This is a genomic window from Rhodobacter ferrooxidans (assembly GCF_000176015.1).
Taxonomy (GTDB): domain Bacteria; phylum Pseudomonadota; class Alphaproteobacteria; order Rhodobacterales; family Rhodobacteraceae; genus Pseudorhodobacter_B; species Pseudorhodobacter_B ferrooxidans.
The window spans coordinates 36,072-61,642 of the sequence record NZ_ACYY01000011.1 but is presented as its reverse complement, the minus strand read 5'-3'; the positions used below and the strand labels follow the sequence as shown (position 1 = coordinate 61,642).

At 65.6% G+C, this 25,571-nt stretch carries 21 protein-coding genes and 1 pseudogene; 9 read left to right on the top strand and 13 right to left on the bottom strand.

Translation table 11 applies throughout. The features are described 5' to 3' along the window. Positions 1-49: 49 nt before the first annotated feature. The 6 genes from RSW2DRAFT_RS09595 to RSW2DRAFT_RS09570 all read right to left on the bottom strand — a co-directional run bounded on the left by RSW2DRAFT_RS09595 (position 50) and on the right by RSW2DRAFT_RS09570 (position 7,497). A complete protein-coding gene (locus RSW2DRAFT_RS09595; RefSeq protein ID WP_008030398.1) occupies positions 50-1,816 on the bottom strand; it encodes an acetolactate synthase 3 large subunit in 1,767 nt (588 codons plus the stop codon). 355 nt (positions 1,817-2,171) lie between these two features. After that, positions 2,172-2,765 (bottom strand): Hint domain-containing protein, encoded by a 594-nt coding sequence (locus RSW2DRAFT_RS09590; protein WP_050786797.1) that lies wholly within the window; start codon positions 2,763-2,765, stop codon positions 2,172-2,174. An 80-nt stretch (positions 2,766-2,845) separates the two neighbouring features. After that, positions 2,846-5,482 carry a beta strand repeat-containing protein gene (locus tag RSW2DRAFT_RS17940; protein ID WP_008030394.1) on the bottom strand — a complete coding sequence of 879 codons (2,637 nt, stop codon included), beginning with the start codon at positions 5,480-5,482 and terminating at the stop codon, positions 2,846-2,848. Positions 5,483-5,620: 138 nt separating this feature from the next. After that, entirely contained in the window at positions 5,621-6,163 is a 543-nt protein-coding gene (locus RSW2DRAFT_RS09580; RefSeq protein WP_008030393.1) for a biotin transporter BioY, read from the bottom strand. Positions 6,164-6,194: 31 nt separating this feature from the next. Continuing rightward, positions 6,195-6,791, bottom strand: a complete 597-nt coding sequence (locus RSW2DRAFT_RS09575; RefSeq protein ID WP_008030391.1) for an energy-coupling factor transporter transmembrane component T — start codon at positions 6,789-6,791, stop codon at positions 6,195-6,197. Further along, on the bottom strand, positions 6,766-7,497 hold the full coding sequence (locus RSW2DRAFT_RS09570) for an energy-coupling factor ABC transporter ATP-binding protein (RefSeq protein WP_008030389.1): 732 nt from the start codon (positions 7,495-7,497) through the stop codon (positions 6,766-6,768). The genes RSW2DRAFT_RS09575 and RSW2DRAFT_RS09570 overlap by 26 nt, the downstream gene beginning before the upstream one ends. A gap of 276 nt (positions 7,498-7,773) precedes the next feature. On the opposite strand from RSW2DRAFT_RS09570, the gene nhaA reads away from it, so the two are divergent. Further along, on the top strand, positions 7,774-8,958 hold the full coding sequence (gene nhaA, locus RSW2DRAFT_RS09565; RefSeq protein WP_008030386.1) for a Na+/H+ antiporter NhaA: 1,185 nt from the start codon (positions 7,774-7,776) through the stop codon (positions 8,956-8,958). Positions 8,959-9,001: 43 nt separating this feature from the next. Here the strand turns inward: nhaA and RSW2DRAFT_RS09560 are convergent, their stop codons facing one another. Beyond that, positions 9,002-10,279, bottom strand: coding sequence for a 4-aminobutyrate--2-oxoglutarate transaminase (locus RSW2DRAFT_RS09560; RefSeq protein ID WP_008030384.1), 1,278 nt, complete (start codon positions 10,277-10,279; stop codon positions 9,002-9,004). 178 nt (positions 10,280-10,457) lie between these two features. Next, positions 10,458-10,946: a hypothetical protein gene (locus RSW2DRAFT_RS09555; protein ID WP_008030382.1), complete on the bottom strand. Its 489-nt coding sequence runs from the start codon at positions 10,944-10,946 to the stop codon at positions 10,458-10,460. Between the two features lie 262 nt (positions 10,947-11,208). Here RSW2DRAFT_RS09555 and dprA point away from each other — a divergent pair, with 262 nt between their 5' ends. The 3 genes and pseudogenes from dprA (at position 11,209) to RSW2DRAFT_RS09540 (ending at position 15,815) form a co-directional block, all read left to right on the top strand. Continuing rightward, positions 11,209-12,315 carry a DNA-processing protein DprA gene (gene dprA, locus RSW2DRAFT_RS09550; RefSeq protein ID WP_040671929.1) on the top strand — a complete coding sequence of 369 codons (1,107 nt, stop codon included), beginning with the start codon at positions 11,209-11,211 and terminating at the stop codon, positions 12,313-12,315. A 113-nt stretch (positions 12,316-12,428) separates the two neighbouring features. Beyond that, positions 12,429-15,064: pseudogene (topA, locus tag RSW2DRAFT_RS09545) on the top strand (type I DNA topoisomerase). A 76-nt stretch (positions 15,065-15,140) separates the two neighbouring features. Then, the gene (locus RSW2DRAFT_RS09540) at positions 15,141-15,815 is read left to right on the top strand and encodes a hypothetical protein (RefSeq protein WP_008030374.1); all 675 of its coding nucleotides are present in this window, start codon (positions 15,141-15,143) and stop codon (positions 15,813-15,815) included. Here the strand turns inward: RSW2DRAFT_RS09540 and choV are convergent, their stop codons facing one another. The 3 genes from choV to RSW2DRAFT_RS09525 form a co-directional block, all read right to left on the bottom strand. Beyond that, the gene (gene choV / locus RSW2DRAFT_RS09535; RefSeq protein ID WP_008030371.1) at positions 15,816-16,856 is read right to left on the bottom strand and encodes a choline ABC transporter ATP-binding protein; all 1,041 of its coding nucleotides are present in this window, start codon (positions 16,854-16,856) and stop codon (positions 15,816-15,818) included. After that, the gene (gene choW, locus RSW2DRAFT_RS09530; RefSeq protein ID WP_040671927.1) at positions 16,853-17,683 is read right to left on the bottom strand and encodes a choline ABC transporter permease subunit; all 831 of its coding nucleotides are present in this window, start codon (positions 17,681-17,683) and stop codon (positions 16,853-16,855) included. Before choW ends, choV begins: the two co-directional genes overlap by 4 nt. 281 nt (positions 17,684-17,964) lie before the next feature. Next, a complete protein-coding gene (locus RSW2DRAFT_RS09525; RefSeq protein WP_008030368.1) occupies positions 17,965-18,897 on the bottom strand; it encodes a choline ABC transporter substrate-binding protein in 933 nt (310 codons plus the stop codon). A gap of 84 nt (positions 18,898-18,981) precedes the next feature. Between RSW2DRAFT_RS09525 and betI the strand changes: the two genes are divergently transcribed. From betI to RSW2DRAFT_RS09500, 5 genes are all read left to right on the top strand, one after another. Continuing rightward, positions 18,982-19,563 carry a transcriptional regulator BetI gene (gene betI, locus RSW2DRAFT_RS09520; RefSeq protein ID WP_008030366.1) on the top strand — a complete coding sequence of 194 codons (582 nt, stop codon included), beginning with the start codon at positions 18,982-18,984 and terminating at the stop codon, positions 19,561-19,563. Continuing rightward, entirely contained in the window at positions 19,563-21,008 is a 1,446-nt protein-coding gene (betB, locus tag RSW2DRAFT_RS09515; protein WP_008030364.1) for a betaine-aldehyde dehydrogenase, read from the top strand. The genes betI and betB overlap by 1 nt, the downstream gene beginning before the upstream one ends. Before the next feature lie 24 nt (positions 21,009-21,032). Then, complete coding sequence (betA, locus tag RSW2DRAFT_RS09510) at positions 21,033-22,682, top strand: choline dehydrogenase (protein ID WP_008030362.1); 1,650 nt, start codon at positions 21,033-21,035, stop codon at positions 22,680-22,682. Positions 22,683-22,745: 63 nt separating this feature from the next. Next, complete coding sequence (locus tag RSW2DRAFT_RS09505) at positions 22,746-23,399, top strand: thermonuclease family protein (RefSeq protein ID WP_008030361.1); 654 nt, start codon at positions 22,746-22,748, stop codon at positions 23,397-23,399. A gap of 88 nt (positions 23,400-23,487) precedes the next feature. Then, positions 23,488-23,727, top strand: a complete 240-nt coding sequence (locus RSW2DRAFT_RS09500; protein ID WP_008030360.1) for a YdcH family protein — start codon at positions 23,488-23,490, stop codon at positions 23,725-23,727. Here RSW2DRAFT_RS09500 and RSW2DRAFT_RS09495 read toward each other — a convergent pair whose 3' ends face one another. Together RSW2DRAFT_RS09495 and RSW2DRAFT_RS09490 are read right to left on the bottom strand one after the other, a co-directional pair. After that, positions 23,728-25,125, bottom strand: a complete 1,398-nt coding sequence (locus tag RSW2DRAFT_RS09495; protein ID WP_008030358.1) for a helix-turn-helix domain-containing protein — start codon at positions 25,123-25,125, stop codon at positions 23,728-23,730. Between the two features lie 80 nt (positions 25,126-25,205). Next, complete coding sequence (locus RSW2DRAFT_RS09490) at positions 25,206-25,559, bottom strand: DMT family protein (RefSeq protein WP_008030356.1); 354 nt, start codon at positions 25,557-25,559, stop codon at positions 25,206-25,208. Between the last annotated feature and the right edge of the window lie 12 nt (positions 25,560-25,571).

Sequence of the window (25,571 nt, the reverse complement as noted above, 5' to 3'; positions counted from 1 at the left end):
GTCGCCCGTGGCGACGCCGGGGGGGCAGACAGCCCCCCGGCTCCGCCCGTCACACCAGCACGGCCCCCTTGGCGCCAATCGCGCCTTCGGTCTCGGCATCGCCCAGCAGCATCTCGTTGTGCGGCTTGCCGGACGGGATCATCGGAAAGCAGTTCTCGTGCTTTTCCACCAGGCAGTCGAAGATGAACGGCCCGTCATAGCGGATCATCTCCATGATGGCGTCGTCCAGATCGGCGGGGTCGGAACACTGGATGCCCTTGCAGCCGAAGGCATCGGCCAGTTTCACGAAATCCGGCAGGCTTTCCGACCAGCTTTGGCTGTAACGCTCGCCATGCAGCAACTGCTGCCACTGCCGCACCATGCCCAGCCGTTCGTTGTTCAGGATGAACTGCTTGACGGGTGCGCGGAACTGCACGGCGGTGCCCATTTCCTGCATGTTCATCAGCCAGCTTGCATCGCCCGCCACGTTGATCACCAAAGCCTCGGGATGTGCCACCTGCACGCCGATGCTGGCGGGCAGGCCATACCCCATGGTGCCAAGGCCACCGGAGGTCATCCAGCGGTTCGGCGCCTCGAAGCCCAGGAACTGCGCCGCCCACATCTGGTGCTGGCCCACTTCGGTGGTGATATAGCGGTCCATGCCCTTGGTCAGGGCCTCCAGCCGCTGCAGCGCGTATTGTGGCTTGATCAGCTTGGTCGAGCCTTTGTAGTCCAGACAGTTCACCGCCCGCCATTCAGCGATCTGCGCCCACCATTTCGCCAGCCCGGCCTTGTTGACCTTGCGGCCGCGCGCCTTCCACAGCCGCAGCGCGTCTTCCAGCACATGCCCCACGTCACCGATGATCGGCACATCGACGCGGATCACCTTGTTGATCGACGAGGGGTCGATATCGACATGCACCTTGGTGGACTCGGGGCTGAAATCCTTGATCCGCCCGGTGATGCGGTCATCAAACCGCGCGCCGATGTTGATCATCAGATCGCAGCCGTGCATCGCCAGATTGGCCTCGTAAAGCCCGTGCATCCCCAGCATCCCCAGCCAGGCCTTGCCCGACGCCGGATAAGCCCCCAGCCCCATCAGGGTCGAGGTGATCGGAAAGCCGGTGGCATCCACCAGTTCGCGCAAAAGCTGGCTGGCGCCGGGGCCGGAGTTGATCACGCCGCCGCCGGTATAGAACACCGGCCGCTCGGCGGTTTCGATCAGCTCCACCATCCGGGTGATCTGCGCCAGATCGCCCTTCAGTTGCGGCTGGTAATGCGAAACCTTGGCCTTCGGCTTTGGGGTATATTCGGCGGTGGCGAATTGCACGTCTTTCGGGATGTCGATCAGCACCGGGCCGGGGCGGCCATGGGTGGCGACATGAAAGCCCAGATGGATCACTTCCGACAGCTTGGCAGTGTCCTTCACCAGCCAGTTCATCTTGGTGCAGGGCCGGGTGATACCGACGGTATCGGCCTCCTGAAAGCCGTCAGTGCCGATCATGAAGGTGGGTACCTGGCCCGACAGCACCACCAGCGGGATGCTGTCCAAGAGCGCGTCGGTCAACCCGGTCACCGCATTGGTGGCGCCGGGGCCAGAGGTCACCACCACCACGCCGGGCTTGCCGGTGGAACGGGCATAGCCCTCGGCCATGTGCACCGCGCCCTGCTCGTGCCGCACCAGAATGTGCTTGATGTCGTTCTGCTGAAAGATCGCGTCATAGATCGGCAGCACAGCCCCGCCGGGGTAGCCGAACACCACCTCGACGCCCTGATCCTTCAGCGCCTGAACCACCATCTGCGCGCCGGTCATCGTGCCGGTCTGTGCCTTGTTCATCTGTCACTTCCTCTGCTGCCACAGCCGCGTGGCGCTTCGCACAACAAAAAGCCCCCGGGGGTCAATCGGGGGCGCATGGGGAACCTGATGGTTTGCCGTTACCGGCCCATGCGCCTTTTTCCGACCCGGACTAGAACGACACGCATGGCGGCCCCCTGATGCTTCGCCGCGGAAACTATGGCGGGGGAAACCGGGCGTCAACCGCAAATCAGCGCAGAAAGTGTCGCAGGAGAGCATTTCAACGAACAAATATTTCGCCGGAAGGCGATCAGTCGCAATAACGCGAAAGCCAACCGGCGGCTTTCGCTTTGTGGCACCCGAGTCGCCTGCCTGGCGGTGCCACGCCCGCAGCGCCTCAGGCGGCCAGCAGCACCTTGGCCTCGAAGGATTTCAGGGTGATGCGGGCGGATTCGAACTGCACCGGCATCTCGGGCGCGGCCATTTCGGGGAAGATCGCCTGCAACTCGGCGCGCTGGTCGGCGTCCATCGCCCCAAGGCTGCGGTCGCCGGGCTGGAAGCTTTCGCTCCAGGCACCATCGGCCAGCACCACCTCGTGACGGTCGAACAGGATGTGCAGATAGGTCACGTCGGGCAGGGCCAGCGCCCGCACCCCCGGTAGCACCGTCAGATGGGCCGCGCGCACCAGCACCTCGTCGCTGCCGAACAGCAGTTCCGCCTTGGGGCCACAAACCAGCATCCGGTGCTGGCGCGACACCATCATGTCGCGTTCCGGCAGGCCAGCCCCCAGCGCGCCTTTCTCGATCAGGATCGGTTGCAGGCGCGGGTCGGCGGCCAGCACCGCCGTGTCCAGCCGCTTGGCCCCGACCCAGCGCACCGGCTGCAAGCCGTGATCGCGGGTCAGCACGAGATCGCCGGGCACCAGCGCCTCGACCAATACCTGTCCGTGGCGGGTGGTGATGCGGGTGCCCGGGGTAAAGCACGAGATCACCGTCTCGATGTTGGAATAGCTCAGCGTGCCGTTGACGTTGCCGTAGATGTCCAGAAACTGGATGATGCCGTTTTCCGGGTTCAGCGGATCGCGGATGATGCGGTGCGGGCCAAGGCCGGACAGGTCGATGACGTCCAGATCGCCCAGGCTTTCGCCGCCGTCGATGGTGTCGTTTGCGCCAACGACGAACGAGTCCGATCCGGCCCCCCCACCAGCAGATCGCCACCCGCGCCACCCGACAGGGTGTCGTTGCCATCCCCGCCATAAAGTGTGTCGCTGCCGTCGCCGCCCAGCAGCACGTCATCGCCAGTGCCGCCCGACAGCAGGTCGTCGCCCAGATCGCCCGACAGCGTGTCGGCATCGGCGCCGCCATCCAGACTGTCGTTGCCATCGCCGCCGGACAGCACATCCGCCCCGGCATCACCGCTGATGCTGTCATTGCCGGTGCCGCCCGAGGCGGTGTCGTTGCCGGTGCCGCCCGACAGCGAGTCGTTGCCCGCGTCGCCCGACAGCACGTCGTTGCCGGCACCACCCAGCATGGTGTCGTTGTCGTCGCCGCCATACAGCACGTCGTCCGATCCGGCGCCGTCGATATAGTCGTTGCCACCACCGCCGTAGAACACGTTGGTATAGACGTCGCCCACCAGGCCCTGATCATTGAAGCCGATGATCGTGTCGTTGAAGGCAGAGCCGAAAATGCCATCAATCCCGGTCAGCACGTCGCCGGTGGCATCGCCGCCGGTCACCGTCCAGGTGCCGAGGTTGATGTTCACCGCCGTGGCCGAGCCGGAATAGTCGGCATAGTCCATGCCCTGGCCACCGCTCAGCGTGTCGGCCCCGGTGCCGCCCACCAGCGTGTCGTCGCCATCGCCGCCCGACAGGTTGTCGTTGCCCGCACCGCCCGCAAGGATGTTGGCACCGGCGCTGCCGGTCAGTGTGTCGTTCAGCGCGGTGCCGGTCAGGTTCTCGATGCCGGTCAGGCTGTCGCCTGCCGCGTCGCCGCCAGAGCCGGAACCGGAGGTCAGACTGACGTTCACCGCCGATGTCGAGCCGGTATAGTCGGCGGTGTCGATGCCCGCCCCGCCCGACAGCACATCGCTGCCGCTGCCGCCCAGCAGGGTGTCGTTGTCATCGCCGCCATAGAGGGAATCGTTGCCGCTGCCGCCCGACAGCAGGTCATTCCCGGCACCACCGGTCAGCGCGTTGGCTGCGGTGTTGCCGGTCAGCGTATCGGCAAGCCCCGAGCCGATCAGGTTCTCGATCGCGGTCAGCAGGTCGCCGTCGGCATCGCCGCCCGAACCGGCACCGGTGGTCAGGTTGACGTTCACCCCCGCCAGCGACAGCGCGTAATCCACCGTGTCGGTGCCGGTGCCGCCATCCAGCGTGTCGGCCCCGCCGCCGCCAATCAGGCTGTCGTTGCCGGTGCCGCCGCTGATCGAGTTGGCACCGGCGTCACCGGTCAGGCTGTCGTTGAAGGCCGAGCCGATCAGGTTCTCGATCCCCGACAGCGTGTCACCCGCCGCATCGCCGCCCGAGGTCGCTCCGGTGCCGAGGTTGACGTTCACCGCAATGCTGGAGGCGGTATAGTCGGCGGTGTCGATGCCCGCGCCACCATCCAGCAGGTCGGCGCCGGTGCCGCCCAGCAGGGTGTCGTTGTCGTCGCCGCCGTAAAGCGAATCCGTGCCCGTGCCGCCCGACAGCAGGTCGGCCCCGGTGCCGCCCGCCAGCGTGTCATTGCTATCGCCGCCCGACAGGCTGTCGTTGCCGGCGCCGCCGGAAAGAAGGTTGTTTGCCGCATCGCCGGTCAGCGTGTCGTTCAGCGCCGAGCCGGTCAGGTTCTCGATGCCGGTCAGGGTGTCGCCCGCCGCGTCGCCGCCGGTGCCTGTGCCAGAGGCCAGACTGACGTTCACCGCCGCGGTCGAGCCGGTATAGTCGGCGGTGTCGATACCCGCCCCGCCCGACAGCACATCGCTGCCGCTGCCGCCCAGCAGGGTGTCGTCATTGTCGCCGCCATAAAGCGAATCGATGCCGCTGCCGCCCGAAAGCCAGTCGTTGCCTGCATTGCCGGTCAGCACGTTGGCCGCGGTGTCGCCGGTCAGCGTGTCGGCAAGGCCCGAGCCGGTCAGGTTCTCGATTGCCGTCAGAACATCGCCTGCCGCATCGCCACCAGACCCGGTGCCGGTGGTCAGGTTGACGTTCACCGCCGCCAGCGACAGCGAATAATCCGCCGTGTCGGTGCCGGTGCCGCCGTCCAGCGTGTCGGCCCCGCCGCCGCCGGTCAGGCTGTCGTTGCCAAGGCCGCCGCTGAGGACGTTGGCCCCCGCATCGCCGGTGAGGGTGTCGTTGTAGTCCGAGCCGAGCAGATTCTCGATGCCGCTCAGGGTGTCGCCCGCCGCATCGCCGCCGCTGCCGGTGCCGGTGGTCAGGTTGACACTGACCGCCGCAGTCGAGGCCGCATAGCTGGCAGTGTCGATCCCGGCATCGCCCGACAGGATATCGCTGCCGGTGCCGCCCTCCAGCGTGTCGTTGTCGTCGCCGCCATACATCGAGTCGTTGCCGGTGCCGCCGTAAAGCAGGTCATTGCCGGTGCCGGCCAGCAGCGAGTCATTACCATCGCGGGCATTCAGCGTGTCATTGCCCGCAAGGCCGGTGATGGTATCGGCCGAGGTGGTGCCGCGCAGGGAATCGTTCCCCGTGGTGCCGGTGATGTTTGCCACGATATGCCTGTTCGTCTGGCGCTTCGGGTTGGCCCGAATGCGAATTGCTCTGACCAGATCAAATGAGACTTAAATGTGGCAAAACTTTGTCACGATGGTCCAAAAGGCCATGAGACCGCAGCGGCGTTGCCTTTCGGCTCAGGGCCGCGACAGCAGGGCGGCGGGGCGCACCCGGGCAAGGGTCTGGGTGATCAGCCCGGCCAGCACCACCTTGATCAGGTCGCCCGGCAGATAGACCAGCGCCAGAGCTGCGGCCTCGGGCAGGGTCTTGCCCAGCACCACCGACATGCCGACGATGCCGAAGCCGTAAAGCAGCACGATGCCGCCCAGCGTGGTGCCGATCACCGAGGCTGCGAAGATGTTGATCCGGCTACGCTCGACCACCAGCCCGGCCACGAAGGCGGCAATCGGGAAGCCGATCAGAAAGCCGACCGTCGGCCCGGCGAACACGCCCAACCCGCCGCGGCCACCCGACAGCAGCGGCAGCCCCAGTGCCACCAGCAAGAGGAACAGCAGCACCGCCAGCGCGCCGCGTTTTGCCCCCAGCACCGTGCCGCAAAGCATGATGCCCAGCGATTGCGCGGTGATCGGCACGCCGGTGATCAGCGTGATCTGCGGCACCAGCCCCAGCACCGCGATCAGGGCGGCGAACAGGGCGATATGGGTCACGCTGCGTTCCATTGTCGTCTCCAGCAAGGGGCGGATGCCCGGGTCATAGTCCGCCGCGCGCCCGCAGGGCTTCGGCCACATGGTCGGCGTCGTCCAAGGCCACCAGAACTGCGGGGATCACCACCTGCCAGCCCGGACGCCCCAGACTGCGCGCCCGCCATGCCTGCATCAATGCGGCGGTCTTGTCCAGCAAGACCGGGGTGAAGCGGATCACCAGCGCCACCGACAGCGCCAGAAGGCGGGGGTTCAGGCCGATGCGGGCGAGGGGGGCGGCCAGCCTTTCCAGCACCGCCAGCAGGTCATCCAGCCGCGTGGTCATTGTCACCAGATTGGCCAGCGCCACCGCGGTGAGCATCTTCAGCCCGATGCGCAGGCCAAGGGCGTAGTCGCCGGTCCAGCCATGCCACAGCGCCAGGATCAAGAGGAACGGCCACAACGGCCGCAGCATCCGCGCGCCGTGGGCGGCGAAGGCGGTGCCTTGCGCCAGATACAGCGCCGCCGTGGCGAGGCCTGCCGCCGCCAGCACGACAAGGCTGGTCTGCGGCATCAGCAGCAGCGTCGCCACGGCCAGCGCCGCCAGTTTCCCCCCGGCAGGCAGGCGGTGCAGCGGCGTTTCAACCGGTGAGGTCAGCGTCAGCATCCAGCCCCCCCAGCCGCGCCATCTCGGCGTGGAACTCCGGTAAAACGGCAGCCGCCGGGCCATCTTGCCGGACATGGCCATCCTCCAGCCAGATCACCCGGTCATAGCCTTGCAGCAGCGCCGGGTCGTGGCTGATGGTGATCAGCCGCTGCGGCAGGCCCTGCAAGGCACGGATCAGCCGGGTTTGCGTTGGCAGATCAAGCCCGGCGAAGGGCTCGTCCAGCAGGATGGTGGCGGGCTGCATCGCCAGCACCGCCATCAGGCACAGGTAATGCCGCTGGCCCTGGCTCAGCGTGGCGACCGAGGCTGGCGCCCAGTGCAGGCGGCCATGCTGGGTCAGCGTCTCGCGGGCCATCGCACGGGCCTCGGCATCGCTGCGGCCCTGCTGGCGCAGACCGAAGGCCAGTTCTTCTTCAACCGTGGGGAAGATGATCTGGTGATCGGGGTTCTGGAACAGGATGCCAAGCGCTGCCAACGCCGCCTTGCGGTCCTTGGCGGGGTCAAAGCCGCCCAGCCGCACCGTGCCCGACGTTGGCGCGACCAGCCCGGCCAGCAGCCGCAGCAGCGTGGTCTTGCCCGAGCCATTGCGCCCGACGATGCCGATCCGAGGCTCGGTCAGGCTCAGGGTCAGGCCGGGCAGGATGGTCTTGCCCGCAACGCTGTAGCTGGCGTCGGTCAGGGTGATGCCGGGGAAAGGGTGGGGCATCGGGGCCTCGGGGTTGCGATTGCGGGGTTGTAGCGGCTGCGGCGGGGCGGGGGAAGGGGGCTGTGGGGTGGGTTCCGGCATGGCGCGGGGCGGGCAAGCGGTTGATTTCGCCGCCGCATTTGGCGATTTTGGCCGGCAGGGGCTGGAAATCGCCGCGAAAAACCCCATATCGGACGCTGCTTACGGCGTGTGCTGCGTGCGCTTTCGGGGCTTTCCCGCAACGGAGACGAACCGGACCTTTGGTTGCCGGACCTTTGTATTGAGGAGAGCAGCAGTATGCAGACCCATTCCCCGTCGCCGCAGGGCGAAACGACCCTGTGGCAGTTTCTGAACAGCGAGGCTGCGGGCGGCATCGTGCTGATGGCGGTGGCGGCGCTGGCGATCATCACCGCCAATTCGCCGCTGGCCGCGGCCTATTTCCACGCCCTGCACGTCTATATCGGGCCGATGAGCCTGCAGCACTGGATCAACGACGCGCTGATGGCCACGTTCTTCCTGATGGTCGGGCTGGAGATCAAGCGCGAGATGACCGAGGGCCATCTGGCCACCTGGCCCGCGCGGCTGCTTCCCGGTGTGGCGGCCTTGGGCGGCATGGCGCTGCCGGCGCTGGTGTTTCTGGCCTTCAACCGCGGCTCGCCCGAGCTTTCGCGCGGCTGGGCGATTCCCACCGCCACCGACATTGCCTTTGCGCTGGGGGTGCTGGCGCTGCTGGGGCCGCGGGTGCCGGTGGCGCTGAAGGTGTTTCTGGCGGCCTTGGCGATCATCGACGATCTGGGGGCGGTGATCGTGATCGCGCTGTTCTACAGCGGCGGGCTGTCGGGGATCGACCTGGGGCTGGCTGCGTTGGTGGTGGTGGCGCTGGTGGCGATGAACCGGCTGGGGGTCAGCCGGTTGCTGCCTTATCTGCTGCTGGGGGTGGTGCTGTGGGTCTTTGTCTGGCGCTCGGGCCTGCATGCGACGCTGGCGGGGGTGGTGCTGGCGCTGACCATCCCGGTGCGGCATCTGGCCGATGAAAGCACCAGCGCCGTCGAGGCCCCCGCCTCGCCGCTGCACCGGCTGGAGCGGTTGTTGCACAAGCCGGTGGGGTTTTTCGTGGTGCCCTTGTTCGGCTTTGCCAATGCCGGGGTGTCGTTTGCCGGGCTGACGCCTGCGGTACTGACCGAGCCTTTGACGCTGGGTATTGCCGGGGGGTTGCTGATCGGCAAGCTCTTGGGGGTGTTTGGCGCGGTGACGCTGCTGGTGCGGTCGGGGCTGGCGAAGCTGCCGGAGGGGGCGGGCTGGACGCAGGTGCTGGGCGTGGCGCTGCTGTGCGGTATCGGCTTTACCATGAGCCTGTTCATCGGCCTTCTGGCTTTTGACGATGCCGCCTTGCAGGACCGGGTGAAGATCGGGATTCTGGCCGGGTCGCTGCTGGCGGGCGTGCTGGGGGCGGCGGTGCTGTGGCGGTCGGGACGCGCATGAAAAAGGCGGGGTTTCCCCCGCCTTTTCAGGTATTTGACAGGGGTCAGCCCTTGCGGGCGGCGGCGACGGCGGCTTCCAGGATATCCATCGCTTCCGCGAAATGCGCATCGGGGATGGTGATCGGCGCCAGAAAGCGCACGACGTTGCCATAGACGCCGCAGGTCAGCAGGATCAGGCCGCGGGCCTGCGCCTCCAGCCGCACCCGGTTGGTGAAACCGGCGTCGGGCTCGTGGGTGCCGGGGTTGGCAAATTCCACCGCCACCATGAAGCCGGGGCCGCGGATGTCGGCAATCTCGGGGGTGGTGGCGCGGATCTGTTCCAGCCGCTGTTTCAACCGGCTGCCCAACTCGTTGGCGCGGGCGCAGAGCTTTTCATCCTCGATCACGTCCAGCACGGCATTGCCTGCGGCGATGCCCAGGGGGTTGCCGCCATAGGTGCCGCCCAGGCCGCCGGGGTGGGCGGCGTCCATCAGTTCCGCGCGGCCGGTGACGGCGGCCAGCGGCAGGCCACCGGCCAGACCCTTGGCCATGGTGGTGATGTCGGCGGCCACGTCATAGGCTTCCATGGCGAACAGATGGCCGGTGCGGGCGAAACCGGTCTGCACCTCGTCTGCGATCATCACGATGCCGTGGGTATCGCACAGCTTGCGGATGCCGCGCACCAGGTCTGCCGGGGCGGGGTAAAAGCCACCCTCGCCCTGCACCGGTTCAAAGATGATGGCGGCGACGCGACCGGGGTCGAGATCGTTCTTGAACAGCTTGGTGATGCCTTCCAGCGCATCGGCGGTCGAGATGCCGTGGATGTCTTGCGGGAAGGGCACATGCCAGACGTCGGGCATCATCGCACCGAAGCCGCGCTTGTAGGGCTCGACCTTGCCGGTCAGCGACATGCCCATGAAGGTGCGGCCATGGAAGGCGCCGCCAAAGGCGATGACGCCGGGGCGGCCGGTGGCGATGCGGGCGACCTTGATGGCGTTTTCAACGGCTTCGGCGCCGGTGGTGACGAAGATGGTCTTCTTGGCACCGGGGCCGGGGACGGCGGCGTTCAGGCGTTCGGCCAGCCGCACATAAGGCTCGTAGGCCATGACCTGATGGCAGGTGTGGGTGAAACGGCCCAGTTGTTCGGTAACGGCGGCCATGACGCGCGGGTGGCAATGGCCGGTGTTGACCACGGCGATGCCGGCGGCGAAGTCGATGTAGCGGTTGCCCTCGATATCCCAGACCTCGGCGTTCAGCGCCTTGTGGGCGTAGATCTGGGTCTGCAACCCGACCCCGCGCGAGATCGCGTCGCTGCGGCGTTGGTTCACTTCGACATTCAGCATGGGAGGACTCCGTCTTCGCGCCCCCCGGTGGGGCAGCTTGCGCCAGACATTTGATCAAACTTTCCGGGCGGGATCAATCGCGATTGCGGGCGGATGCGCGCCGCGCGGGGATATTTAGGCAAAGGTGAATGGGAAGGGGCCCGCCGCCGGGCAGTATCGGCGGCAGGCAGGGCCGGGTTTACTCGTCCAGTTTGGACACAACCGCATCGGCAAAGGCGGCGATCAGCGAGGTGTAATAGACCTCGCTGGTGGCGGGCAGCGTCATCACGTCGGTGCCTTCGGGAAAGAACACTTTCGCGGCATTGATATCGACCGACAGTTCATAGGCGTTGAAGTTCGAATTGTCGGTGTCGTCCGTGATCTTGACGTTGGCGACCAGACGGGTGTCGGCCAGGCTCATCTTTTCGGTGTAGGAATTCGACAGTTCGACCTCGGAGACATCGACGATGATGTGCACGCCTTTTTCGGCGATGCGATCAATCAGACGCGCGGTCAGGGCGTTTTCCAGGTCGCCCTCCATGGTGGCAAAGCGGGTGGCGGCCTCGGCATTGGACAGGGCCATCATGTCGATCTGCACGTCGATGTCCTGCACCATGAGCGGGGCGGCAAAGCTGGCCGGGGTCAGGGCGAGGATCAGGGCGGCGGAAGAAAGCAGGGTCTTGAACATGGAGTTCTCCTTGATTGCTGGGCGCCCTGCGGTTCGGCGGATGCCGGACGGCGTGGGCGGGCGCTGCATCGGCGGGGTGTGCGCCTTTGCTGGCCGGGGTGCACTAACCTTTGTCAGCCTGTGGATGTGCCCTTGTGGGCGGGGGTGCTGGGAAAGTTGCGCGAACCATGGCGCGATTCATCAGTCGTTAACTATCTGGCGGGCAGAGTGAGGTCGCAGATGGGAAAAGACGATGGCGACAGGATCAGGTTTGGCCCGGAAAATGGGTGAGGTGGCGCAGGACCCGCTGCTGGTCCTGCAACTGTCGCGGTCGCGGCGGGTCGGGCCGGTGACCTATCACCGGCTGATCGCCGATCACGGCTCGGTTCAGGCGGCGCTGGCGGCCCTGCCGCAGATCGCCGCCGCGGCGGGGGTGGATAATTACGCGCTTTGCCCGCTGGAGGTGGCGCGGCACGAGATGGCGCAGGGCCGGGCCGCGGGGGCGCGGCTGGTGTGTTTTGGCGATGCGGACTATCCGGCCGCGCTGATGGATTTGCCGGATGCGCCGCCGGTCTTGTGGGCGCAGGGCGACATTGGCCTGCTGGCGCGGCCGATGGTGGCGCTGGTGGGGGCACGCAATGCCTCGTCCCTTGGCCTGAGGATGGCGCGGCGGCTGGCCGAGACACTGGGCGAAGCGGGGTTCGTGGTGGTTTCCGGTCTGGCGCGCGGCATTGATGCCGAGGCGCATGCGGCGGCATTGGCGCGCGGCACCGTGGCGGTGCAGGCGGGCGGGGTGGATGTGATCTATCCGGTGGAAAATGCGGCGCTGGCTGCGGAAATTGCCGCCAAAGGCTGCCGGATTTCCGAACAGCCGCCGGGATTGCAGCCACAGGCGCGGCATTTCCCGCTGCGCAACCGCATCATCTCGGGGCTGGCGCAGGCGGTCATCGTGGTCGAGGCGGCGGCGCGTTCGGGCAGTCTGATCACCGCGCGCAATGCACTGGATCAGGGGCGCGAGGTGCTGGTGGTGCCGGGCCATCCGTTCGACGCGCGGGCGGCGGGCTGCAACATGCTGATCCGCGACGGGGCGACGCTGATCCGCTCTGCCGCCGATGTGATCGAGGCGCTGGGCGGGCATATGGTGCATGTCGAGGTTGACGCGGCACCCGAGGTGCTGCCTGGCCCGGTTCCGGCGCCCCGCAGCCTTTCGGAAGTGGCGGCGCTGCACGGCCAGATATTGGCGCGGCTGGGGCCAAGCCCGCTGGCCGAGGATCAGTTGATCCGCGATCTGGCGGTGCCCGCGGCGCTGGTGGTGCCGGAACTGTTGTCGCTGGAACTGGAGGGCAAACTGCTGCGCCAGGCGGGCGGGTTGCTGTCGCGCACCGCCTGAGGCGGGCCTTACGGCCTTGTGTCCCGATGGGCGCACAGGCTCCATTGACAACCGCGCCGGTTCGCTCCCATCTTGCCGCGCCACCGCTTCAGGTCTGGCCGAAAGAGGGTTTCATGGTCGTCGTTGTCGTTGAATCTCCGGCCAAGGCCAAGACAATCAACAAATATCTCGGGCCGGGCTATACGGTTCTGGCCTCTTATGGCCATGTGCGCGACCTGCCGGCCAAGGACGGCTCGGTGGACCCCGAGCATGATTTCGCCATGCTTTGGGAAGTGGCCGCCGAAAGCAAAAAGCATGTGCGCGCCATTGCCGAGGCGTTGAAAACCGATGACGAACTGATTCTGGCGACCGACCCCGACCGCGAGGGCGAGGCAATCTCCTGGCATCTGCAAGAGGCCCTCGCCTCCAGTCTGAAGAAGGGCAAGAAGGTTTCCCGTGTCACCTTCAACGCCATCACCAAGGCGGCGGTGACCGAGGCGATGAAGAACCCGCGGCAGGTCGATGTGCCGCTGGTCGATGCCTATCTGGCACGCCGGGCGCTGGACTATCTGGTGGGCTTCACCCTGTCGCCGGTGCTGTGGCGCAAGCTGCCGGGGGCGAAATCGGCAGGAAGGGTGCAGTCGGTCTGCCTGCGGCTGATCGTCGAGCGCGAGATGGAGATCGAGGCCTTCCGGGCGAAGGAGTTCTGGACGGTCGGGGCGACGCTGGCCACCCCGCGCGGCCAGGAATTCGAGGCGCGGCTGACCGTGCTGGGCGGCAGGAAACTGGACAAATTCGACATTCCGACTGCTGAAGCGGCGGAACTTGCGGTCCATTCTGTTCAAAATCGAACATTTACGGTGCAATCGGTCGAAGCCAAGCCTGCGGCGCGCAACCCCTATGCCCCCTTCATGACCTCGACCCTGCAACAAGAAGCCAGCCGCAAGTTCGGCATGGGCGCCAAGCAATGCATGAACGCGGCGCAGCGGCTGTATGAGGCCGGGCACATCACCTACATGCGCACCGACGGCATCGACATGGCACCCGAGGCGGTGATGGCGGCGCGGGCGGAAATCAAGGATCGGTTCGGGGCGGCCTATGTGCCGGACAGCCCCCGGATGTATAAGAACAAGGCCAAGAACGCCCAGGAAGCCCACGAATGTATCCGCCCTACCGACATGGCGGCGGGGCCGGAAAAGCTGCGGCTGACCGAGGCCGACCAGCGCAAGCTTTACGATCTGATCTGGAAACGCACCATCGCCAGCCAGATGGCAGCGGCGCGGCTGGAGCGGACCACGGTCGATGTGGCCAGCCCGGATGGTCAGGTGGTGCTGCGCGCCACCGGCCAGGTGGTGCTGTTCGACGGCTTTCTGAAAATCTACGAAGAAGGCCGCGACGACGAGGAAGGCGACGAGGGCCGCCTGCCGCAGATCATGCAGGGCGAGGCGGTGGACAAGCGCAAGGTCTTGCCCGAGCAGCATTTTACCCAGCCGCCGCCGCGCTATACCGAGGCGACCCTGGTGAAGCGGATGGAGGAGTTGGGCATCGGGCGGCCCTCGACCTATGCCTCGATCCTGACCACCATCGTGGACCGCGAATATGTGAAAAAGGACAAGAACCGGCTGATTCCCGAAGACAAGGGGCGGCTGGTCACGGCGTTTCTGTCGAACTATTTCCGCCGCTATGTGGAATATGATTTCACCGCCGATCTGGAAACCCAGCTTGACGATGTCTCGGCCGGCAGCCGCGATTACAAGGAAGTGCTGGCGCGGTTCTGGCGTGATTTCTCGGCGGCGATTGCGGAAACCGCCGATCTGCGCATCGGTGAAGTGCTGACGAAGATTGACGAATTTCTGGCGCCGCATCTTTATCCGCTGCGCGAGGATGGCAGCGATCCGCGCATCTGTCAGGTTTGTGGCACAGGTCGGCTGCACCTGAAAACCGCCCGTTCGGGGGGGCCTTCATCGGCTGCGGCAACTATCCCGAATGTCGCTATACCCGCCCGATCTCGGGGGCCGAGGAGAACGGCATCTCGCCCGATGGGCAGGTGCTGGGGATGGATGAGAATGGCGTGGCGATCAGCCTGCGCTCGGGGCGGTTTGGCCCCTATGTGCAGCGCGGCGAGGCCACCGAAGCGGTGCCGAAGCCGCCGCGCGCCAGCCTGCCGAAGGGCTGGACGCCGGAAAGCCTGACGCTGGAGCGGGCGCTGATGCTGCTCAATCTGCCGCGGCAGATCGGCCCGCATCCCGAGGATGGCCTGCCGGTCGAGGCGGCGATCGGGCGGTTCGGGCCTTACGTCAAGCACGGCAGCACTTATGCCAATGTCGCGGATGTCGAGGAGGTTTTCACCATCGGCATGAACCGCGCCGTGGAAGTGCTGGCGCAGAAGTTCAGCCGTGGCGGTCGGGTTGCCGCCGGGCCGTTGCGCGAGCTGGGCGAGCACCCGGATGGCGGCGCGGTGTCGGTGATGCCGGGGAAATACGGGCCCTATGTGAAATGGGCCAAGGTCAATGCCACGCTGCCGAAGGAACTGGCGCCCGAGGCGGTGACGCTGGACGAGGCGCTGGCGTTGCTGGCGGAAAAGGCGGCCAAGGGCGGCAAGGTCAAGAAGGCTGCGGCGAAACCGAAAGCTGCGGCGAAACCGAAAGCTGCGGCGAAACCGAAGGCTGCGGCCACGCCGAAAGCTGCGGCAAAACCCAAGGCGGCGGCGAAACCGAAGGCGGTTGCCAAGCCGAAGGCCGCGGCGAAACCCAAGGTTGCCAAGGCCTGAGCTGCGGCGCCATTGCCCGCGACAGTGGTGCTGCTACCGTGTTAGCCTGTCGGCAACATGTTGAAAGGGCTTTGATATGCACAAGTTCGTTCTCGCGGCTGCCTTGAGCCTTGCCCCGGCATCCGTGGCCTTGGCCGAGGTTTCGAAAACCGATCTGGGTCTGGCCGCCAAGCCGGCTTTCGCGCCGGGCAGCCATGGCGAGCCGTTCATCGTGCAGGGGCTGGTGCAGGGCTGCACGCTGATCGACAACGCGCCGTTCTGCGCCTTTTACGCCGAGGGCTGGCGCTGGTATGGCAGCGAAACCGCCACCAATCCGGCGACGCTGAAGCTGCTGGAAGACCTGCCGGTCAACACGCCCATCGAGGTGAAAGGCGATATCATCTCGCAGGGCGACATCACCATCGAGGCGGCGATCAGCAGCATGGCGGTGATCTCGCCCGACGCTTTCGCCCCGCTGCGCGACATGATGCAGGGCGGCTGGATCGACGCCACCGACCCGCAGAACGAACTGCAGGTGCTGGGGTCCGAGGAGGTCAATTTCTATGCCGGTGACATCGTGGAAACCGATGTTCTGACCTTTGCCGACCAATGCCCGGACGGGCCGGAGGGTGTGGGGCCGGTGATCACCAAGCAGATGATGGGCGGCGATCCGATGGATGTGCCGTGTTTCTACATCGTGTCGCTGACGCCGGACCGGATGGAGCTTTCCTACGTTGGTCGTGGCAACACGCTGATTTTCAATCGGAAATAGTCAGGCCGAACCGCGCGGGTTGATCAGTTTCGCCATCACATCACTGGCGCGGATGATGCCGCAGGGCGTGCCGTCCTGGGTGACGCCGATTTCCGCCACGCCGTCGCGCAGCATTTCCATCACCTTCAGCACCGGGAATTCGGCATCCACCGTCACTGATCCACCGGTGCCGTCAACCATCACGTCGCGCGCGGTCAGCACCGACAGCGGGTTCATGTGGGCCACGAATTCGGCAACGTATTCCGACACCGGATTGGCGATGATCTCGCGCGCGGTGCCACATTGCACGATGCGGCCGCCGTCCATCAGCGCGATGCGGTTGCCGATCTTGAAGGCCTCATCAAGGTCATGGCTGACGAAAACGATGGTGCGTTGCAGCTTGGCTTGCAAGTCCAGCAACTCATCCTGCAACCGCGCCCGGATCAGCGGGTCCAGTGCCGAAAACGGCTCGTCCATCAAGAGAATCGGCGCTTGCGTCACGAATGCGCGGGCGAGGCCGACGCGCTGCTGCATGCCGCCGGACAACTCGCCCACCTTGCGGTCGGCCCACCCGCTGAGGTTCACCAGCGTCAACTGCTCGTCCACCGGGCCCTTGCGCTCGGCCAGAGATTTGCCCGCAAGCTCCAGCCCCAGGCCGATATTCTCGCGCACCGTGCGCCAGGGCAGCAGGCCAAAGGCCTGAAATACCATGGCAATCCGGGAAAGCCGCAGGCGGCGCAGGGTGTCGCGGTCGGCGTGGGTGACGGAGACCATCTTGTCGCCATCCGACACCCGCACCTCGCCGCGCACCACCGGGTTGAGGCCGTTGACCCCGCGCAGCAGCGTCGATTTGCCGGAACCGGACAGGCCCATCAGCACCAGAATCTCGCCCTCATACACCGTCAGGCTGCAATCATGCACGCCAAGGATCTGCGCGGTTTGTTCCTGCACTTCGGCCCGGGTCATGCCACGGTCCATCAGCGGCAGGGCGCGGTCGGGGTGGTCGCCGAAGACGATGGAAACCCGGTCGAATTCGACGGCGATGGCGCGAGGCTGGGTCATTTGCGGGTCACCCTCAGCATGCGGTCCAGAATGATGGCGACCACCACGATGATCATGCCGGATTCAAATCCAAGCGCGGTGTTGACCGAGTTCAGCGCCCGCACCACCGGCACGCCCAGCCCGTTGGCGCCGACCAGGGCGGCGATCACCACCATGGAAAGCGACAGCATGATGGTCTGGTTCAGCCCGGCCATGATCTGCGGAAAGGCATAGGGCAGCTCCACTTTCCACAGCCGTTGCCGCGGTGTGGCACCAAAGGCGGTGGCGGCCTCGAGCAGCGGTTGCGGCGTGGTCGAGATGCCAAGATGGGTCAGCCGGATCGGCGCGGGAAGGACGAAAATCACCGTGGCAATCAGCCCCGGCACCATGCCGATGCCGAAAAACACAATGGCCGGAATAAGATAGACGAAGGTCGGCAGGGTCTGCATCAGGTCCAGCACCGGCACCATCCAGGCGTAAAGCCGCGGCCGATGTGCGGCGGCGATGCCGATCGGCACCCCCAGCCCCATGCAGACCACGCAGGCCGAAAGCACCAGCGTCAGGCTTTCGGTGGTCTCTTCCCAATAGCCCTGATTGAGGATGAACAGAAACCCGGCAAACACCAGCAGTGCTGTTTTCCACGACCGTTGCAGCCCGTAGGTCAGCCCGACCGCCAGCGCGATGATCACCAGCGGCGGCGGCGTTTGCAGCAGCCACAGGATCGCGGTGATCAGCGCCTCCATCCAGGCGCTGAGCGTGTCGAACAGCGGTGCGGCATTGGCTTTCAGCCAGTCGAACACCGTCTTGGCCAGCTTGCCGACCGGGATTTTTTCCCGACCCATAAGCATGTCCCATGGGTCGCCAAAACCAGAAAGAACCAATGCAGTTCTGCTGAACGGGTTCAGAAGCAGGACAAGAACCAGCGCAAGGACAGCAGCAACGATTATGAAAGGCATGAGCGCTCCCTTGTCGCTAGGCTCATCTAGAACGATCTGCGAAAGACGCGCACCCCGACCGAGTTGGGCGGGCCTGTTCTTTCAGCTTGGTGCAGCACGGCGGCCACGGCGGACTTGGGTAACAAAACCCCTCCCCCGCGCGGGCGGAGGAGGGCACTTTCGTCAGGCTCAGATCACAGGCCGATCGCGGCCTTGACCGCCGCCAGCGCATCGCCACCGTCCTTGGTGGTGACGCCGGCCAGCCAGGGCTCGATCACTTCCGGGTGGGCGGCCAGCCAGGCTTTCGCGGCTTCCTTCGGGTCGGCGCCGTCGTTCAGGATGGCGCCCATGATCTCGTTTTCCATCGCCAGGCTGAACGACAGGTTGGTCAGCAGCGCCCCCTGGTTCGGACATTCGGCGACATAGCCCTTGCGGGTGTTGGTGGCGACCACCGCCCCGCCCAGGTTCGGCCCGAAGAATTCATCCCCACCCGTCAGGTAGGTCATCTTGAAATTGGCGTTCATCGGATGCGGCTCCCAGCCAAGGAAAATGATCGGCTTTTCCTCGCCCGAGCGCGCCACTTCGGCCAGCATCCCCTGTTCCGAGGATTCCACCACCTCGAAGCCGGTCAGGCCGAAAGCCCCGCCTTCGATCATCGACAGGATCAGCCGGTTGCCGTCATTGCCCGGCTCGATGCCGTAGATCTTGCCTTCCAGCGCGTCCTTGTGGGCGGCAATGTCGGCGAAATCCTTGATGCCAAGCGCCGCACCCGCGGCATTGGTGGCCAGCGTGTATTTCGCACCTTCCAGGTTGGTGCGCACGGTTTCAACGGTGCCCGCATCGCGGTAGGGGGCGATATCGGCCTCCATCGTCGGCATCCAGTTGCCGAGGAACACATCGACATCGCCTTCCGACAGGCCGACATAGGTCACCGGCACCGACAAGAGCTTGGTCTCGGTCTCATAGCCCAAGGCCTCCAGCACCAGCGAGGTGGCGGCGGTGGTGGCGGTGATATCGGTCCAGCCGACATCCGAGAAGGTGACCTTGTCGCAACCGGCGGCGGCGGCGGGTCCGGCCAGCGCAACGGCGGTGGCGGTGGCAAGAAGGGTGGAACGCAGTCTGGTCATGTCAGCTCCCCGTGGTTTTTTGTTGATTGACGAGTCAATAAACTTCACGCTACCTCGGCTTGGCAAGAGGTTTGAGGGCTGCCAATGCCGAAACTTGGAATGGAACCTATCCGAAAGGCGGCGCTGGTCAAAGCCACGATTGTGGAAATTGGCCGCAGCGGCAGCCTTGACGTGACGGTCAGCCAGATCGCCAAGCGCGCAGGCATGTCTTCGGCGCTGGCGCACCACTATTACGGGTCAAAAGAGGCGATTTTCCTGGCGGCGATGCGGCATGTGCTGTCGCTTTACGGCGCCGAGGTGCGCGGGGCGCTGGCGGTGGTGCAGGGGCCGGAAGCGCGGCTGCGGGCGATTCTGTGTGCCTCGTTCAGCCCGGCCAATTTCCGCCGCGAGGTGGTGGGGGCCTGGCTGAACTTCTACGTGCTGGCGCAGACCGTGCCCGAGGCGCGGCGGCTGTTGTCGGTCTATCAGCGGCGGCTGCGGTCCAACCTGCTGGTGTGTCTGCGGCCCTTGGCCGGGGCGCGGGCCGAGGCTGTGGCCGAAGGTCTGGGGGCGCTGATCGACGGGGTTTACCTGCGGCAGGCGCTGCGGGAAGGCGCGCCCGACGGGGCGGCGGCAATGCAGACGGTGTTGGCGCAACTCGATGCGCAATTGCAGGGGAAAAGCTGATGCGCGCGCAACCGATTGCCAGCCATTTCGTGAACGGTGCCTATCTGGAAGATGCCGCCGGGGCACCGCTGGAGGTGCTGTATCCCGCCACCGGCGAGGTGATCGCGCTGTTGCACGAGGCCACGCCTGCGGTGATCGAGGCGGCTTTGGCTGCGGCCTCGGCGGCGCAAGGTGCCTGGGCAGCACTGCGCCCGGTGGAACGCGCCCGCATCCTGCGCCGCGCCGCCGATCTGATCCGCGAGCGCAACCCGGATCTGGCGCAGCTTGAGACGCTGGACACCGGCAAGCCTATCCAGGAAACCCTGGTGGCCGACTGGCCTTCGGGGGCGGATGCTATTGAATTCTTTGCCGGATTGGCCCCAAGCGTGACCGGCGAAACCATCCCGCTGGGCCGCGATTTCGCCTATACTCTGCGCGAGCCGTTGGGGGTCTGCGTCGGCATCGGCGCCTGGAACTACCCCAGCCAGATCGCCTGCTGGAAGGCCGCCCCGGCGCTGGCGCTGGGTAATGCGATGGTGTTCAAACCCTCGGAACTGACGCCTTTGGGGGCGCTGCAACTGGCCGAGATTCTGGCAGAAGCCGGTCTGCCGCCGGGCCTGTTCAACGTGGTGCAGGGGCGTGGTGCGGTGGGGGCCTCGCTGGTCAGTGATGGCCGCGTCGCCAAGGTGTCGCTGACCGGCTCGGTGCCTACGGGGCGCAAGGTTTACGCCATGGCGGCCGAGGGCGTGCGGCATGTAACGATGGAACTGGGAGGCAAGTCGCCGCTGATCATCTTCGACGATGCCGATCTGGAAAGTGCGGTCGGGGCGGCGATGCTGGCGAATTTCTATTCCGCCGGGCAGGTCTGTTCCAACGGCACAAGGGTATTCGTGCAAGCGGGCATCAAGGCGCGGTTTCTCGACCGGCTGGCGGCGCGCACCGCGGCGATCCGGCTGGGCGACCCGCTGGATGTCGACACGCAAATGGGGCCGCTGATCTCGGGCCTGCAAGCCGACAAGGTGATGGGCTATGTGACCCGTGCGGTGGCCGAGGGCGCGCGGCTGGTTTGTGGCGGCACGCGGACCCAAGGCAATTTCGTGGCCCCCACGGTGTTCGCCGATGTCACCGACGCCATGGAACTGGCGCGCGAGGAGGTGTTCGGCCCGGTGATGGCAGTCTTGGATTTTTCCACGGAAAATGAAGTGGTTACCCGCGCCAATGCCACGCAATTCGGCCTTGCCGCGGGCGTTTTCACCGCCGATCTGACCCGCGCGCATCGGGTGATTGCCGCCCTGCAAGCTGGCACCTGTTGGATCAACGCCTACAACCTGACGCCGGTGGAAATGCCGTTCGGCGGCTCGAAACTGTCGGGTGTGGGTCGCGAAAACGGCCATGCGGCGGTGGCGCATTACACCCAGATCAAGTCCGTCTATGTCGGAATGGGGCCGGTCGATGCGCCGTATTGACCGCTGCAAAACCCGGATTTCGGCATGACCGCCGATTTCGTCATCGTCGGCGCAGGCTCGGCCGGTTGCGCCATGGCCTACCGTCTGGGGCAGGCCGGCGCCTCGGTTCTGGTCATCGAACATGGCGGATCGGACGCCGGGCCATTCATCCAGATGCCCGGCGCGCTCAGCTATCCGATGAACATGGGCCGCTATGACTGGGGCTATCACACCGAGCCGGAACCATATCTGGGGGGCAGGTCGCTGGTCACCCCGCGCGGCAAGGTGATCGGCGGCTCCTCCTCGATCAACGGCATGGTCTATGTGCGCGGCCACGCCCGCGATTTCGACCATTGGGCCGAGCAGGGTGCCAGCGGCTGGTCCTATGCCGATGTGCTGCCGTATTTCCGCCGGATGGAAAGCTGGCATGGCGGCGAGGGTTCGGAATGGCGCGGTAGCGACGGCCCGCTGCACATCACCCGCGGCCCGCGCAAGAACCCGCTGTTCGATGCCTTCATCCGTTCCGGCGCGCAGGCCGGCTACCCGTTGACGCAGGACTACAACGGCCAGCAGCAGGAGGGCTTCGGCCCGATGGAGGCGACGATCTGGCAGGGGCGGCGCTGGTCGGCGGCCAACGCCTATCTGCGCCCGGCGATGAAGGCGGGCAACGTGCGGCTGACCCGCGCCTTCGCCCGCCGCGTGGTGTTCGAAGCCGGGCGGGCGGTCGGCGTCGAGGTGGATCGCGGCGGCAAGATCGAAGTGCTGCGGGCACGGCGCGAGGTTGTTCTGGCAGCTTCGTCGCTCAACACCCCGAAATTGCTGATGCTTTCCGGCATCGGTCCCGCGGCGCATCTGGCAGAGCACGGTATTCCGGTTCTGGCCGACCGGCCCGGCGTTGGCGCCAACCTGCAAGACCACATGGAAATCTACATGCAGTATGCGGCGTCGCAGCCGATCACGCTGTTCAAGCACTGGAACCTGTGGGGCAAGGCCACGGTTGGCGCGCAATGGCTGATGACCGGCAAGGGGCTGGGCGCGTCGAATCAGTTCGAGGCCTGCGCCTTCATCCGCTCGAAGATCGGGGTGGAATACCCTGATATTCAATATCATTTCATTCCCATAGCGGTGCGCTACGACGGCAAGGCTGCGGCGGCGGGCCACGGATTTCAGGCGCATGTCGGGCCGATGCGGTCGAAATCGCGTGGCTCGGTGACGCTGCGTTCGGCCGATCCGGCAGCGGCGCCGCGCATCCTGTTCAACTACATGTCGCATCCCGCGGATTGGGACGATTTTCGCCGCTGCATCCGTCTGACCCGCGAGATATTCGGCCAGGCGGCCTTTGCGCCTTTCGTGAAAGGCGAGATCCAGCCCGGCGAGGGGGTGCAAAGCGACGCGCAACTGGATGATTTCATTCGCGAACATGCCGAAAGCGCCTATCACCCCTGCGGCACGGCGCGGTTGGGGCGCAGCGACGATCCGCTGGCGGTGGTGGACCCGGAATGTCGGGTGATCGGGGTCGAGGGGCTGCGGGTGGCCGACAGCTCGATCTTCCCGCGGGTGACCAACGGCAACCTGAACGGGCCGTCGATCATGGTGGGCGAGAAGGCCGCCGATCATCTGTTGGGAAGGGTGCCGCTGCCTGCGGCCAGCCTGGAGCCGTGGATCAACCCGGCCTGGGCCAGCAGCCAGCGCTAGCTGTTAACCATTTGGCAAGAACTGCCCTTGATTTCGCGGCAGAAATGGCGGCATTTCGGGCAGATGTTAATCATTCGTTCGTTGATCGTTCTTATTCTTGCCTCAGCGGCGCCTGCCTGGGCGCTGACGCTGGAGGGGGATGCCCATGTTGTCGATGGCGATACTCTGGATGTTGCTGGCCATGCCGTTCGGCTTTTCGGCATTGATGCGCCGGAATTGCAGCAAACCTGCACCCGTGGCGGTCAGGCTTGGGCCTGCGGTCACTGGGCGCGCGAGGAACTCGCGCAGGCCGTGCAGGGCGCCGCCGTAAGCTGCACGGTTCAGGACCGCGACAAATACGGCCGCTCGGTGGCGATCTGCACCGCTGCGGGCCGCGATCTTGGGCAATTGCTGGTCGAGGCCGGGGCGGCCGGTGCCTACCGGCGCTATTCTGACCGCTATGCCCGGGCGGAAGCCGGGGCCGAGCGTCGGAAGCTGGGCATCTGGTCGGCGGTGATGCAGTCCCCTGAAGCGTTTCGCCATGCGGGCGCGGACAGGGCGCCTGCGGTGGTGGAGGGCTGTGCCATCAAGGCCAATATCAGCGCCTCGGGCCGGATTTATCACCGCCCGGGCCAACGCGACTATGCCGTGACCCGAATCAACCTGGCGCGGGGCGAGGCGTTTTTCTGTACGGAATCCGCGGCGAGGGCCGCCGGTTTTCGCCCGGTCCGCCGCTGATTTGCCGCCGCTGATTTGATCGGTGTCAAAGTGCGGCGGGCTGCGGCTGTTACCAATGGGGCAACGCAACACCAAAAGGACAAACGGCATGTCGCATATTCCCCATGATCTGGTTGATGATTTTCCGGCCGAAGCGGCCAGGATCCATGCGCTGAAGGAAAAGGACAGCCAATTTGCCAAGCTGATGGCCGAGTATGCGGCGGTCAACGAGAAGGTCTTCCGCGCCGAATCGCTGCTGGAACCCACCGCGACCGACCATGAACATGACCTGCGCAAACTGCGGTTGCGGCTGAAGGACCAGATCTGGGCGGCGCTGCGGGCTGCCTGATCAATCGGCGATCTCGTAGGGCAGGAACCCGCGCCGGTCGGGGTTGACGCGAAGGCGCCGTTCAAGCGGTGGCACTGAACGCTGGTGGCAGTCGGGCCGCTCGCAGATCCGGCAGGAAATCCCGATCGGCTCGAACCTCCCACGCAGGTCCAGCCCGTCGGCGTAAACCAGGGCGCTGGCGTGCTGTACCTCGCAGCCCAGACCGATGGCATAGCGCCGCACCGGTGCCTGAAACGAGCCGCCGGGTTTGGAGACGTCGCGCGCCAGGCAAAGATAGCGCACCCCATCCGGGGTTTCGGCCAGTTGCCGCAGAAACTGCCCCGGCGTCTCGAAGGCGCGGTGCACATTCCAAAGCGGGCAGGCACCGCCGAAGCGGGCGAAGTGCAACCTGGTGGCGGAGTGACGCTTGGTGATGGTTCCAGCCTGATCGACCCGCACGAAAAAGAACGGAATACCCTTGGCGCCCGGGCGTTGCAGGGTCGATAGCCGGTGCGCCACCTGCTCGATCGAGGCGCCGAAGATGTCGGCCAGCCGTTCCAGATCGTGACGGGTTTCCATGGCGGCGGCCTGAAACACCCGGTAGGGCAGCAGGGCGGCGGCGGCGAAATAGTTGGCCAGCCCGATCTTGGCGATGTCGCGCGCCTCGGGGGTCTGGAACCGCGCAAGATCGAGCGTCGCTTCCAGCAGGTCGCCCTGGGTGGCCAGCGCCACCTGATACAGCAGTTGAAACCGCTGTGTCGCGGGATCGGCGCGGGCAGACAGCGTCAGCGTCGCGGTCGCCGGGTCGAACTGGCGCAAGACGGAATTGTCCGAATAGTGCAAGTCGATGCCAAGCTTCCGCAAGGCCTCGGATGCCGATTTTACCACGTCTTTTCGGATACCTGAGGGGCAAGCGAAATGCTCTGCTGCCCGGTCGATCGCATCCAGGTAATTGTCGCAATAGTGAAAGAAGTCCCGCACCTCCTCCCACGGCGAGGGCCGCAGCGAGGTGTCTTCGCGGCCCAAAGCCTCGTCAAGCGAGGCCAGCCGTTCATGGCTTTGCCGATAGGCGCGGTGCAGGTCCAGAAACGCCCTCGCCAGCGCCGGAGCGTTGGAGGCGGCCAGCCGCAGGTCGGCCAGCGGCGGTGGCACGGCGGCAAACACCGGGTCGGCCAGCGCCTCGCGCATGTCCGACACGATGCGCTCGGCGTCGTTGGTGGTCAGTTCGGTGACGTCAGTGCCAAACTCCTGCGCCAGCGCCAGCACCACCGAGGCCGAAACCGGGCGGTGGTTGTTCTCCATCTGGTTCAGATAGGGCAGCGACACCCCCAGCTTGTCGGCAAAGGCCTTCTGGGTCAGCCCAAGCCGCGCGCGAATCTCGCGCAGTTTCACCCCGGCATATAGTTTCTGCGTGGCCATGGATCACCTGTTTTGCAAAGCGGATTCTGGATTTGCAAATCCCTGGTGTCAAGCAACGATACCGCAAGCCTGTCCCGCGTTCAGGCCCACTTGTGAAAGATGAAAAACGCGCCGCAGGCGATGAAGGCAAAGCCGAGCAGATGGTTCCACGCCAGCGGCTCTTTCAGGTATGTCACGGAAAAAACGGCGAAAACCAGCAGGGTGATCACCTCCTGAATGGTTTTCAGTTCCGCTGCCGAATAGTGGCCGCTGCCGATGCGGTTGGCGGGCACCTGCAGAACATACTCGAAAAACGCGATGCCCCAACTGACCAGGATCACCACGAACAGCGGTTCCGACTTGAATTTCAGGTGGCCATACCAGGCGAAAGTCATGAAAATATTGGAGGCCAGCAGCAAAAGCACGGTCAGGACCGGCACGGGAATCTGGGGCATCTTGCACTCGCG

Coding starts and splice junctions, on each gene's coding strand:
- RSW2DRAFT_RS09540 (WP_008030374.1), top strand. CDS start 15,141: ATGCACAAGTTCGTTCTCGCGGCTGCCTTGAGCCTTGCCCCGGCATCC.
- betB (WP_008030364.1), top strand. CDS start 19,563: ATGCGCGCGCAACCGATTGCCAGCCATTTCGTGAACGGTGCCTATCTG.
- RSW2DRAFT_RS09525 (WP_008030368.1), bottom strand. CDS start 18,897: ATGACCAGACTGCGTTCCACCCTTCTTGCCACCGCCACCGCCGTTGCG.
- RSW2DRAFT_RS09500 (WP_008030360.1), top strand. CDS start 23,488: ATGTCGCATATTCCCCATGATCTGGTTGATGATTTTCCGGCCGAAGCG.
- dprA (WP_040671929.1), top strand. CDS start 11,209: ATGGGTGAGGTGGCGCAGGACCCGCTGCTGGTCCTGCAACTGTCGCGG.
- RSW2DRAFT_RS09575 (WP_008030391.1), bottom strand. CDS start 6,791: ATGCTGACGCTGACCTCACCGGTTGAAACGCCGCTGCACCGCCTGCCT.
- RSW2DRAFT_RS09580 (WP_008030393.1), bottom strand. CDS start 6,163: ATGGAACGCAGCGTGACCCATATCGCCCTGTTCGCCGCCCTGATCGCG.
- RSW2DRAFT_RS09495 (WP_008030358.1), bottom strand. CDS start 25,125: ATGGCCACGCAGAAACTATATGCCGGGGTGAAACTGCGCGAGATTCGC.
- choW (WP_040671927.1), bottom strand. CDS start 17,683: ATGCTTATGGGTCGGGAAAAAATCCCGGTCGGCAAGCTGGCCAAGACG.
- nhaA (WP_008030386.1), top strand. CDS start 7,774: ATGCAGACCCATTCCCCGTCGCCGCAGGGCGAAACGACCCTGTGGCAG.
- RSW2DRAFT_RS09595 (WP_008030398.1), bottom strand. CDS start 1,816: ATGAACAAGGCACAGACCGGCACGATGACCGGCGCGCAGATGGTGGTT.
- betI (WP_008030366.1), top strand. CDS start 18,982: ATGCCGAAACTTGGAATGGAACCTATCCGAAAGGCGGCGCTGGTCAAA.
- RSW2DRAFT_RS09555 (WP_008030382.1), bottom strand. CDS start 10,946: ATGTTCAAGACCCTGCTTTCTTCCGCCGCCCTGATCCTCGCCCTGACC.
- RSW2DRAFT_RS09570 (WP_008030389.1), bottom strand. CDS start 7,497: ATGCCCCACCCTTTCCCCGGCATCACCCTGACCGACGCCAGCTACAGC.
- betA (WP_008030362.1), top strand. CDS start 21,033: ATGACCGCCGATTTCGTCATCGTCGGCGCAGGCTCGGCCGGTTGCGCC.
- RSW2DRAFT_RS09490 (WP_008030356.1), bottom strand. CDS start 25,559: ATGCCCCAGATTCCCGTGCCGGTCCTGACCGTGCTTTTGCTGCTGGCC.
- choV (WP_008030371.1), bottom strand. CDS start 16,856: ATGACCCAGCCTCGCGCCATCGCCGTCGAATTCGACCGGGTTTCCATC.
- RSW2DRAFT_RS09505 (WP_008030361.1), top strand. CDS start 22,746: ATGTTAATCATTCGTTCGTTGATCGTTCTTATTCTTGCCTCAGCGGCG.
- RSW2DRAFT_RS09560 (WP_008030384.1), bottom strand. CDS start 10,279: ATGCTGAATGTCGAAGTGAACCAACGCCGCAGCGACGCGATCTCGCGC.